Source organism: Variovorax paradoxus NBRC 15149 (assembly GCF_001591365.1).
Taxonomy (GTDB): Bacteria; Pseudomonadota; Gammaproteobacteria; order Burkholderiales; family Burkholderiaceae_C; genus Variovorax; species Variovorax paradoxus.
This window is the reverse complement of the sequence record NZ_BCUT01000005.1, coordinates 55172-67564: the sequence shown is the minus strand read 5'-3', so window position 1 is coordinate 67564 and position 12393 is coordinate 55172. Positions and strand designations below refer to the sequence as shown.

Sequence of the window (12393 nt, the reverse complement as noted above, 5' to 3'; positions counted from 1 at the left end):
GGTTTCCTCGAGCGGACTATTACGCCTAACAATGGATCGCACGCCGACGGCCATCGACCAATGGCTGACGAGGTACGCTCCAGCGCATCCCCCGCAATGACATGCGAAATGCTGTCTAAGCCGAGCCGTTATGAACAGTGCGGCGAACCCGCGGCGCCGATCTCAGCTGTCGCATCGCTAATAGATGTAGCCCCGTATCTGACGACGCCGGCGACTCCTCACAGCTCCCGGCACAGCGGTGGACTCGATGATCAGCGCGACTGGTTTTGGGACGACGGACTCTGCGACCAAGCGGTCGACGTTCACTGGATCGCGCAACATCGCCTCAAGGTACTTCGCCTCGATCGAGTTCGCAATACCTGCCTCTTCCTGGACGGTGCGAAGTCTGAACTGCAGTTTGTCAACAACCTGGTCGTGATCAAGGTTCTTTCCCGCAATGGCCTTCGCGAGCGCTTTGTACCTGCGCTTGATGATTCCGCCGGAGCGGTCCTTTACCTTAAGCTTTCTCAGGTGAAAGGCCACGAGCGCGCGCTGGGCAGAGGTCAATTGCGGTCTCCAGCTGAAGCTCCTGATCTCAGGTCTATCGCGCAACCAGTCAAGGTTCACGTCGAACACCGATCGGCGCAGGAACCCATCAAGGTACGGATGAATGAGGCGTCTGGTCTCCAGGACACTGCCGGCCTTCGCCGGTCGCAGCGGCGTCGATCCGGGTATGCGCAACGAGGGCGCCGGCGGCGCATTGGATCGACGTGCCTCTTTGACACGGGCCTCTTCCTTGCTACAGAGCTGCAGGCGCGACTTGGTTCTGCTGGCCTTCGCTGGCGTGACGCGGGTAAGTTTGCCTGGGTAGAAATTGCTCTTCGATCCTTGGCAGTCAGAGCATGCCGGAACGAGGTTCAGGGAGAGGAACGAAAGATGCGGAAAGGCCTTCGGCGTCCTTGGCAGATAGTGGTCGACGGTGATGTTCTTCGGCAGACCGCAGTACGGGCATGCGCCGAATCTGCCGTAGTCACGCAGATCCTTGATGTAATTGAAGGGCCCTGCCTTAGAGTCGTACAGATCGTGGAGAAAGTCTGTGAAGCCTCGCAACTTAGAGACGAAAAGCCGGCGCGGAGTCTGGAAGAACTCGACGTAGTTTAGGAAGGGCTCTATCAGGTTCCTGTACGCGCGTCGTGCACTGCCAACTCGTGCACGTTTGTCCCTACCGTTGTATGTGCGCGCATATATGCCAAGCGCGTGGAGATCGTCCTCGACCGTCCTCTTGCACTTAAGGGCGCTAGGCATCGAACGCCTTGCCGCTTTCGTCCCCCGACATCTCGATCAGATAGCTCACGCCATCCTCGCCCAATCCGGCGGCCATGCCCTGCAACTGCTGTGCGTCGACGCGGCCCTGCCGAGCGCGAATTGCGCGGTCGATGCTCGCCTGGAATCCTTTGCGAATCTTCTCATCCTCGAACACGTAGTCCGAAATCATGGACACGTCCGCACCGAGCGTCTGTAACGACGGCCTAAACATTTCGGGCACACCATCCGGCGTGGTCTTCATGACCTTGACGGTGGACTTTTCGAACTCACGAACAACAAACGGCGAGTGCGTGACGACCAGTGCGCGTGAGCCGGTTGCCTGCATCGTTCGAGCAAGTGTCTGAATCATGAGCGTGATGAAACTCGGGTGCAGATGGTTCTCTGGCTCATCGACCAGAACCAGCGCGCCGCCACGCGAGGCGGTCATCAACCGCGTGCAAAACAGCACGAGGCTGCGCTCTCCCGAGCTAAGCGAATACTCTCGCCCGTCTCGGCTTCGCATGTAGGGCGGAACTCCACGGTCCAGACGAGAAAGTGCATCGGAGAACTCCCCGCCGGACGCCTCCGCCAATTGGCTGAGCGATACACGCGTTTCGCTCTGATCTATGTCCATCCAGGACGTACGCTGGGCTGCCGGCTGCCCGGGATGCAACGGGAACCACAGCTCGCGCACATCGATAAAGCCCGACAGGATTTCTCTCAGCAGGCGCAGGTCACTGAGGCCATGCTGCTCGCTTCCCGACGAGATGATCCGGTAGACCAACTCCGTCAGCAGACGCCAGTCGCTTGACCGGACACCCTGCTCGTAGACGTCCACGCCCCTGCGGCGGAGACCCGACCACATGGCTCGTTCATAGGTAAAGACGGCAACGCGGAGAGGCGGCGATTGGGCGTAAGGATCGTCAAAACTGGCCGCAGAGAGTGGCATGTCGACGCCTCCGAACTTCGCACGGCGGTTGACGGCGCATTTGGCGAGCCCCAACAGGAGGTTCGTCTTGCCGGAGCCATTCGGTCCGATGACGACATTCAACAGTTGTCGTTGGCCCAAGACGGATGGGAAACTCAGTCGCAGCTGCAGCACGAATTGCCCATCCCATAGCGGGACCTCGGCCTCGAGCCAATCGACATCGGCGAGGCCGGTACTGTCTTTTTCGGCAGCCGCCATGCTGCGGCGAAAATCGACCAGCGCGAATCGTTCTTCGTCTTCGCGAAAGAAGTCCGCCCACAGATCATGCGGCGACGTCCGAACTCGGCGAAGTATTCGGGAGTTCGGGCGGAGATCGTTCAGTACGACGAGTTCGTTGACCGACAGAAGTAGGCGCTTAGCCAACTCTGGCCCGAGCCTGCGGAAGACTTCTTCGTATAGGCGTCGATTGCCGATCGACAAGACGAACTGCCCGTGCCGTATCCGGAACTCCGTAAGGGGTAACCAATCCGTTTTGCTATCTCGGCGGTAAGGTGGTTGGTCCGAGAGCGGCGGCTCATCGGTTTCCGTCAGGAAGGCGATCTTGGCAATGAAGTCCCACTTGGTATGAGCCGCCAGCACGAACACCGTACAGCGGCCCACGGTGTTCCGCGTAGACGGAGAAAGCTCCTCCCACGATTCCAGCTTGATGGCCAGACCAACCGCCGATTCGAACTCGCGGGGCAGGGAGCTCGGCTCCCATGACCCCACCCACACGCCAGGGCGCGAGCCATCAATAGATAGTGTGTCCATTTAGATTGGTCAAGTTGCGGCGAAGCTGCAGGAGGCTTCGCAGGCTGCGGGCGGGCAGCCAACCTCTTCAGTCCAGTGCGCGGGCCTTTCATGTTGATCAAGTGGCTGCGCCATCGCGCGCTTTAGTTCGTCCTGTCTTGTTGCCATCCTTGTTCTCCACCCCCGCGGCAGCTTGAGCCAAGAATCGACCACAAAGAATGTAATGTCCACGTGTCTCTCTCAAACTACATCAGAACGCGCCGCTTCAGGGTGGCGGCAGCAGGTCGCTGTCGTCGTCCTTCTGGTCGGACGAGTCTCCTGCCGGCTCGTTGAGCTTCATCTCCGGTTGTGCGTCGGTAGCAGGCTCTGGCAAGTCTCGATAAGGATAGAACCCAGCCCGGCCGAGAGCTGGATTCTTGGTGAACACGATGGGCTTGACTGCATCCGTGAGCGAGGCAGGAACCTCTTCGTTCTCAAGCACGACGATTTGCCCGTACCCTGCCCAGTCGGACAACCAGCGGTAAAACCTTTCACGAACAGTGCTGGGCTCCACGTCCGGCGATGCAGTGCGCTTGGGGTCCGCGTACGGCTTCAGCGGTGAGTCCAAGACAACGACGCCGAGGTGCGGGTACTCATGTTCGACGGCATACTCCATCAGGGCGATGACCAGCGACGCCAGGTACAGAGACCGTAGCCCAGCGCCGTAGCTGAGGCGTGCGCGGTCATTGATGACGAGGTCGCATTCGCCAGCATCGAGCGAGATGTTTTTGATGTCGGTGAGGCCCCAGTCCTCCAAGAGAGCCTTTGCACGGTTCGCCACTGCACGGCCGTGCGTCCCTCCATCGCGCGTGACGTTCACGCGCTTGCGCACCTTGGATTTTCCGAGGCGAGCAACTTCTGCCTCCAAGCGCTCAATCTCGTCGAAGATGCCGAGCTGTGCAGCGAGGTCGCTGCGCCGTAGCGCCAGCGTCTTTGGATCCCCGGTGAACTCGATGCGCGCGCCGTTGACGACGACCGCTTCGCGGCTCTGGAGCGCGTTCAGGTTGCCGCCAAGTCTTTCGGCCTCTGCTCGGAACTCAGAAAACCGGCCGCGTTCGCGCTCGAGCGCCACAAGCAGGCCGCGGCGAAGAGACTGAATCTTCTCTGCTTCAGCCTTGATGGCTAGCTGGTAGTCCTTCGGTTTGGGCTGCGGGTGGCCGTGGTGCCCGTGCTGGTCAGCGGTGCTGGTGCCACACAGGGGGCAGGCCACCTCCGGTAAGGCTTCGAAGAACGCGGCACCTTCGTTGCTGGCTCCTAGCCGCGACAGGTCATTCGTGTACTTCTCGTCGAGCAGCTGGAACCTGCCAATCATTGAATGAGCGTGGTTTCGCCGGTTTGCCGCAATCGCATGCTCCTCGGCGGTATCAGCAAACTCCCTTCGAAGCTCCTTCAGCTTCGTTGCCCGCGCTTCGTACTGACTTGTCATGGCCGCAAGCGTCGCGTCAATGCGCTCGATTGCTTCGGCCACATCCTCGCGCTTCACATCGCGTGGAAGACCCGCCTTGACTCGTTCAAGTGCCGCTTCGGCAGACGTGAGCTGCCCCTTGATGCGCTCGACCTCTGCCTTGGTTTTGGTGACCTGGATGGCCGCATCGTCGTTCCCTGTTAGGAATAGATTGAACGATGAAATGCGCTTGGGCGTTGCGTATCCGACGCCACTGGTCGCAAAGTCTGCTGGGACCTCGGTTTGGGACCAAAGTGCCCAATGCCGGACGTCATCACCGGTGACAGGACCTCGTTCGCTCTGATTCCGAAGAAGCTGCTTCCCTGCGGCGCCGGAGAGCTCGACGATCAGCTCGCCGAGGTCTCGTTCCACGGCCTCGAACGCGAGGGGCTTTTCGTTCCCATCGGCCCGGGACCAGATTGCGGCCGAGCCGCCATTGATGCCTCGCCGGACTTCGTACTCGACGTCGCCAGCAAGGAGTCGAAGCCTGAGTTCCTGATAGCCCTGGGCCTGCGGGAAGGTGCTGTCAGGAGCATCCCCTCCAAGCAAGTACCAGAGGCATGCATGGATGTACGACTTACCCGTGTCGCTGGGGCCAACGACAACACGTCGCTTAGGATGGAAGTCGATTTCCACATCGGGCTTATCGGGCCCGTGGGAGGAAAGTTTGAGAAGAACGATGCCCATTGTGCTTAACCGTGGCGTACAACGGCTTCAATCTCAGCGCCCCAAAGGTGACCACTGGCGGCGAACTCATCGGTCAACTCGCCGGAGTCCGAGGAACCAAAGTGCTCGGCCGCCCAATGGCAGCGAAGGTCCAGATCACGCAAATACTGCGAAGTGAGAGACGTGGTCAACATCCTAGCGCTCTCGCCAGCGTAGTAGGTGATACCGTCTTCAGCCCACGCAGCAGTCACCAGTCCGCGAGTGCTCATCAGATGCAGACCTCGCTCGATGAGCTCCCGTCGACTCAGCAGTTCCGCTCCGCGGAATGGGATGGGCGTGTGGAGGCTCGAAGGACCATCGAGGTCCGCTGAATAGACAACGGCGTAGTCGAGCAGCACGAGCTTCTGCAGGTCGGCCCCTTGCGGCGAAAGTGCCTGCAGCAGATACACCATCCTCAAGCCGAGCTCGAGCGGCGAGTTGAAGACGGGAAGAGGCGTGCGTTTCACTTGACCCATTTCAGCTTCTTCTGATTGGCAAGATGGTGGCACGAACCTGGCAGGTCTCCCGGCCGGAGGCGAGGCGAGAGAACGCTGTCGTTGACCTTCAGTCCCTGCGCGCTGGCCAAGCCTGCTTCCAACCTATCCAGACCACTGGTGTGCCTCGGACTGTTGACGGATGAGCGAATGCCTGTGTGGATCATTTCGAGCAGGTTGAAGAACTCATGCTCACCGTATAGGTCACGGCTGAATGTCTTCAAACCCTCGGCGCAGTAAAAGGTCGTGCGCTGGTCAAGGAAGTGTTCGCGGAACTCTGGAGAGGCCATTAACGCGTCGACCGTGAGCGTCTTCCCGCTCAACTCCGAATACACCTGCAGCAGAGCCTGGATATAGTTGGCCTCATCTGCGGTTGGCGTTGACGGCGCAGGTGGGTCGTCCATTCGTTCAGCGACGATGCCAAAGAGCTTGTGGTGGTCTGACCGGTCTAGCGCGTGCCAATCCAGGATGTCGCGAAGTTCGCATTCGCGGATGTCCTTAAAGTCGAAGTTCGAAACGACTGCTTCAACTGTCGGCGCCAGGTCGCCCTTCAGCTTCTGCAGACCCGTCTCGCCCGCCTTCCAGTCAGCGAGGAGGCGCTGCTTGAAGACGTCTGGCTTTGCGAGAAGATCGAACAGGTCGCTACCCACACCGCGGGGGGCGCAGATGAGGTAGTGCCTGGGATGAACGTAGGTCTCCGCCGCCAGATGCCTGAAGAACTTTGCCAGCTCCGGAAATATGTTGCTCGGCGTCAGCGGGTTCTCATAGTGCTTCGCCTGGTACAAGTCCCACTTTCGGGGCTCTCGCTCCGGTACGAGCCGTGCCTCGACATCGCGGCCTTTATCGTTCGCTGCACCGAGGCGCTTCACAAGAGCGTAGGTCTTACCTTTTCCCAACGGGCGTAAACGAACCGCAGCCTCGATGAGCCGCTCCCAATGCGATGGTTCGAAATGCAGGACTTGCGCAGAGGCCGGCATGACGCCGCCCATTCCGACGAAGCGATTGGTCTTTTTTCGTGCAGCTCCCATGCGTCTCGCCACCGCAGCTGTTGCCGCTGCTGTTAGCGCCTTTCCTGCGCTGATGTGTGTGCTGTTGCTCGAGAAATTGTATCGGAACTGTAACTCATTGACGCCTTGTAATTGTCCGAGGCCGGGGAATGAGTGGCGTCGCCGTGAGGTCGCATGGCTTGGGGCGATCTCGAGCCCCGTCCATCACCAATACTTCGGGTTGGACTCCCAATTCACGCAGGGAGCAAGCGATTGCTCCGCGCCTAGTACGGCACGTAGCGAAATCGGGGGACCATCGAATGGGCATTCGCGTCGCCCCGCTGCACGGCAGTGCCGCCAAGAACAGCCTACTCTCGCAGCGTGAACACCACGGACAGGTAAGAGACCGGCTGGGTCTGGATGGCCTCGATCCCATGCAGTGCGGTCGCATCGAACAGCAGCGAGTCCCCTGCCCTCGCCTCCACAGTCCTGCCGCCATAGCGGTAGCGGAGTAAGGGGCTGGCCGCCCCATCTTGAACGCTCGGGCGCTGGCGGCAACGATCCTGTCCACGAAGGAATAGATGGACATGATGGCAAACGGTCAAGAGGTGCGTCGGCGCCGGTACAGTGAAGAGGGGCACCTCCTGATGTCGCTTGACATGCGCTGAATCGACGCTTGGGCCAGCGTCACCGTGCGGCGCATCAGTCGTGGTGGGGCATACAGCGGTCTTCGTAGCGCGACGCAGTTCAGCTATCGAGGCTCGCTGAGCGGCAGATGGTTTCTTGAGGGTTTCGATTTCGGCGCGCTTCTTTGCGGGTAGCGTGGGATCCTAAGCAGTCGCTGACAGACAACACCGCGTGCATTGTGTCGCGTACTTTCATCTTCAGTTCGCCGATGGCTTTGCTCCGCCGCAGAACTATTGCTGCTTGCTCCCAGCCTTTTCAGCTATCTTGAAACAACTTGTACGTTGCGCCACGTGGCAGTGCGCGAAGGGATCGGCCGTTCAAGGAAGTTGACTGCCATGGCCTTCGCATCGTTGGGCTGTAGGTGTTCAAACATGCAATCAAGAAGCGTGAGGGAGAGCGCAATGAGGGTGATGAAAAAATCTAAGTGGCCAATTGAATTTGCATCACTTCCGTGGAAGCCGGAGCGGGGAGTTCAAGTTCGTCGACAGAAAAGCCATTGGAATCGCGATATTAAGTGCCGCCTAACTCATGTCTTACATTGGATCTTCGCGTTACTTGTGCTGCTTACGGGCGCGCAAGCTCACAGTGTCATCCCGGCTCAGCAGGGGCAGGAGTTTCGGCTTGGTAATCGTGCGTGGATGCTGGACAAGATGGCTTCATGCACGGACTACATGCAACTCCTTGATTCAGAGTCGCATGAACACACGTACGAGCAGCCATATCTGCTGCCGTACTTTTCCCCTTTCTATGGTGAGGTCGGCGCCTGCGCTTGGAAGCGCAAGACGATCTATAACCCAGATGTCTTTTTGACGGACAACCCCCAGTCGCCTTTTCAATCGCGATCTGCATTGATTTGCCCTGCGAACAGTTCGCTATCTGGTCAGACCTGCGCATGCAATCGACACGCCCAAGAAGATGCAACCCACACTGCGTGCGTTCCGGCTATCCCTCAACCAATTATGTGCATGGCGGGCGCGTCGGAAGGCCATCCCATTTCACCATCCACAGCCGAGAAATATCGTTCCGAGACCGATTGGTCCGACTTCGGACCTGGGGCCTTGTCCTTCACGCGCACCTACAGTAGCAATTGGGCGAGTGATTCGGCCCGGACCGGTAATCCGCTTGGCCAAGTCTGGTCGCACAACTTCAGCACCATGCTGGTCGCAACACCCAGCACAATCCCAGTGGGTGTAGTCATCGCCACCGGCGAAGGCTATGTACGGACCTTTGGAAAGGTTGCTGGCGCCACCACCTGGAGCGCCGGCAACAGTGCCGACACCTTGAGCCAGCAGTCGTCTGGCGCTTGGACCTACCACCGCGCCGATGACGACACCACCTTGACCTTCGACGGCTCCGGCAAACTGCAGATCGAAGCGGATCGCAACGGCTGGGTCACTGTCTACACATACAACGGTGCTGGCCAACTGGCCTCCGTCACGAACGGTTTCGGGCGCACCCTTGCGCTGGCATACAACGGCGCAGGCCAACTGACCGCGGTGACAACGCCAGATGCGCGCGTTATCGCCTATGCATACGATGGCACCGGCCGCCTTGTCTCGGTCCTGTACCCCGATGGCAAGGGTCGTAATTTCGTCTACGAGAACGCTTCGTTTCCCCAAGCTCTAACGGGCATCTTCGATGAGTCCGGTAGTCGCTGGGGTACGTTCGCATACGACAGCACGGGCCGCGCGGTCAGCACTCAGCTCGCGGGCTCTGTTGACGATTATCAAGTCAGCTATCCGTCCTCAGGGTCTGCAACAGTGGTCGATCCGTTGGGCACGAGCCGGAACTACAGCTATGGCACTACGCTGGGCAAGCTCGCCGTCACGGGCGGCTCGCTGCCCTCAGGCGAAGGCAAGAGAGACGCCGCCAGTCGTGTGCAGGATGCCAACGGCCTGATCACCAGCGAGACTGATTTCAATGGCGCGGTCACGACGACGACATGGGATGTAGCCCGCCGCCTGCCGACCTCGGTCACGCGTGCCTCCGGCACCCCCGAAGCGCAGACCGTCTCGACCCAATGGCACGCTGCCTTCAGCCTGCCCGTGCTGGTGACCGAATCCGGCCGCACGACCGCCTACACCTACGACGCCGTGGGCAACACACTGACCAAGACCGTCACAGACACCACGAGCAATACCGCCCAGCTCTGGCAATGGACCTACAACGCCCAGCAACTGGTGGCGACTGCCACCGAACCCAACGGCGCGGTGACCAGCTACACCTACGACCCTCGTGGCAATGTCCTCACATCGACCAACGCCCTGGGCCACGTCACCAGCTACACCTACGACAACGCCAACCGCGTCGCGAGCTCGACGACCCCCAACGGCCTCGTCACCACCTACACCTACGACCCGCGCGACCGCCTGCTCACCCAGACCGTAGGCGGGCAGACCACCTCGTTCACCTACAGGCCCTACGGCACGGTCGAGACGGTGTCCTCGCCCACGGGCCTCGTCCTTACCTACACCTATGACCCCGCCCACCGCTTGACCGGCTGGAGCAACAACCGCGGCGATTCTGAGCTCTACACCCTGGACGGCATGGGCAACCGCACCGCCGAGCAGATCAAGGACAGCGCCGGCAACGTCGCCTGGAACGCCGCGCGCACCATCAACAACATCAACCGGCTCAGCGCCCAGACCGATGGCCCCAATCAGGCCAGCTCCTTCGGCTATGACGCCAACGGCGAACTGATCACCCAGACCAATGGCCTGAACCAGAGCACCCAGTACGACCTGGACGGCCTGCGCCGCGTCAAGGCCATGACCGATACAGCCAGCGCCACCGCCACCCTCAAGTACAACGCCCTCGATGCCGTCACCGAAGCCAAGGACTTCAAGGGCGTGGCCACCAGCTACGCGCGCGACGCCCAAGGGAACGCGACGGCCGAGAGCAGTGCCGATACGGGTGGGGCGAGCACCCAGTACGACAGCCTGGGCCTGCCCAGCCAGATCACCGATGCCCTGGGCCATGCCACCACCGTCACGCGCGATGCCCTCGGCCGTCCCACCAGCCTCGTCTTCGCCGACGGCAAGACCACCACCCTGCGCTACGACCTGAGCGCGAACAGCAGGGGCTATCTCTCGGAGATCCTCGACCGCAGTGGCACCACCGAGTACATCCGCGATGCATTCGGCCGCGTGACCCTCAAGAAGCAGACCCTCGCGAACGGCAGCGTGCAGCAGGTCAGCTACAGCTACAACGCGAACGGCACCCTGGCGAGCATCGGCTACCCCAACGGCGGCGGGCTGCTCACCCACAGCTACGACGCCACTGGCCGCCTCACGGGCCTGAACTGGAACGGCACCCCGCTGGTCGCCGGCTTGGCCTGGAACCCGCTGGGCCAGCCCACCGCCTGGACCTGGGCCTTCGCGAGCCCAGCTCTCGCGGCCAGCCGCAGCTACGACACCGCGGGCCGCATGACCGCGACCGAGTTCAGCAGCTACGTCTACGACGCCGCCGGGCGCATCACCAGCCTGACGCAGACCCTCTACGGCCCGGGCGACACCGACCCCTCCCACAGCACCATCGGCGCCAGCAACATCACCTGGACCGTCGGCTACAACGCCGTGGGCCGCATCACCGGCTTCAGCGCCACCGGCAGCACCGCCGGCTTCGGCTACGACGCCAACGGCAACCGCTCCAGCAGCACCCGGGTACTCGGAACCCAAAGTACCAGCCGCACCTACACCGTGGGTGCCACCAGCAACCAGCTCACCGGCTTCACCCAGAGCATCAACGGCGCCAGCACCACCAGCGTCACCTACGGCTACAACGCCAACGGCGACCTCGTGAGCGACGGCCTCAGGAGCTACACCTACGACGCCGAGGGCCGCCTGGCCGCGGCTACCACCGGCGCCACCGACGTGAGCCCGACCACGCGCTACGCGCACAACGCGCTGGGCCAGCGAGTGTTCAAGACCGAGCCGCTGTACCCGCCCGGGCAGGGCGACGAAGCCGACCCGGGCTTCATGCAGAGCCTGATCGCGTTCTTCACCAAGCTGTGGTCACCAGCGACCACGCAAGCGGAGCAACTGGGCTATGCCTATGTCTACGACGAGCAGGGCAGCCTGATCGCGGAGGCGGGCAGCGGCGGAGCCAACAGCGCAGGGCAGGCCAGCTACATCTACCTGCCGACGGCGAACGGGCCGATGCCGATTGCGGCCGTGATCAACGACGCCACCTATGCGGTGCACAGCGATCACCTGAACACGCCGCGCAAGCTCAGCAATGCGGACGGGCAGCCCGTCTGGCAGTGGAGCTACAGCGCGTTCGGGGAGGACAAGCCGACGATCGCGAAGAACCGGTTCGCCAACCTCGACATCACGGCGAACCCGGGCACGACGAACCTCTCGGAGGTGAAGTTCAACCTACGCTATCCGGGGCAGTATGCGGATGAGGAGAGCAGGCTCTTCTACAACGGGTTCCGAACGTATGACCCAAGAACCGGGGGGTACACGCAGAACGACAAGATCGGACTGGCTGGAGGCCTCAACAGACGCGTCTACGCAGATGGAAATCCACTGATGTACTCCGATTCGCTTGGGTTGCAAGTCGATGACCCAGACCAACGGGGCGGCCCGATCATCCCGATTCCGACTCCTGCGGACGGACTAAGAGAGCTCGCCCGTCGCGCCAGCAAAGCTCTCAGCGATTCGGAGAAGACTTACGAGACCTACACTCGATGGAATCCACTCACGGGGCAGTGCTATTCTGGACGCACCTCCGGCACTGACACGCCGGCGAACAATGTGAAAAAGCGCGGCTATGGAGAGCCTGAACTGACGGCAGAAGGATTCGAGCCCCCTGTGTTGGACAAGTCCTCGCCGAGCAAGAGTGCGATTCGTGGGCGAGAACAGCAGCTTATCGAAATCAATGGCGGAGCTAAAAGCAGTGGCGGAGACTCTAGAAACTTGATCAACGGCATCAGCCCACTAAATCCGCGTGGCTGGTTTGAATACATTCCGGCTGCGAATGCTCAATGGGGAACACCGGTGCCGGCCGGTAGATGCACTTGTCAATGAAGGCGTA

The 12393-nt window shown here is 61.0% G+C and carries 6 protein-coding genes and 1 pseudogene; 1 reads left to right on the top strand and 6 read right to left on the bottom strand.

Translation table 11 applies throughout. The annotated features are described in order from the left end of the window. Nucleotides 1-177: 177 nt before the first annotated feature. From VPA02S_RS20665 to VPA02S_RS32235, 6 genes and pseudogenes are all read right to left on the bottom strand, one after another. Nucleotides 178-1284 (bottom strand): HNH endonuclease, encoded by a 1107-nt coding sequence (locus tag VPA02S_RS20665; protein WP_062365464.1) that lies wholly within the window; start codon nucleotides 1282-1284, stop codon nucleotides 178-180. Beyond that, nucleotides 1277-3022, bottom strand: coding sequence for an ATP-binding protein (locus VPA02S_RS20660; RefSeq protein ID WP_081247612.1), 1746 nt, complete (start codon nucleotides 3020-3022; stop codon nucleotides 1277-1279). The genes VPA02S_RS20665 and VPA02S_RS20660 overlap by 8 nt, the downstream gene beginning before the upstream one ends. A 244-nt stretch (nucleotides 3023-3266) precedes the next feature. Then, entirely contained in the window at nucleotides 3267-5171 is a 1905-nt protein-coding gene (locus VPA02S_RS20655; RefSeq protein ID WP_174545088.1) for a coiled-coil domain-containing protein, read from the bottom strand. A gap of 5 nt (nucleotides 5172-5176) precedes the next feature. Next, the gene (locus VPA02S_RS20650; protein ID WP_062365462.1) at nucleotides 5177-5665 is read right to left on the bottom strand and encodes an ABC-three component system middle component 2; all 489 of its coding nucleotides are present in this window, start codon (nucleotides 5663-5665) and stop codon (nucleotides 5177-5179) included. Continuing rightward, nucleotides 5653-6711 (bottom strand): ABC-three component system protein, encoded by a 1059-nt coding sequence (locus tag VPA02S_RS20645; RefSeq protein WP_062365995.1) that lies wholly within the window; start codon nucleotides 6709-6711, stop codon nucleotides 5653-5655. The genes VPA02S_RS20650 and VPA02S_RS20645 overlap by 13 nt, the downstream gene beginning before the upstream one ends. A gap of 326 nt (nucleotides 6712-7037) precedes the next feature. After that, nucleotides 7038-7175 (bottom strand): annotated as a pseudogene (locus VPA02S_RS32235) (cupin domain-containing protein); the annotation flags it as partial. A gap of 516 nt (nucleotides 7176-7691) precedes the next feature. Between VPA02S_RS32235 and VPA02S_RS20640 the strand changes: the two are divergent. Then, a complete protein-coding gene (locus VPA02S_RS20640; RefSeq protein WP_081247611.1) occupies nucleotides 7692-12386 on the top strand; it encodes an RHS repeat-associated core domain-containing protein in 4695 nt (1564 codons plus the stop codon). Nucleotides 12387-12393: the final 7 nt, after the last annotated feature.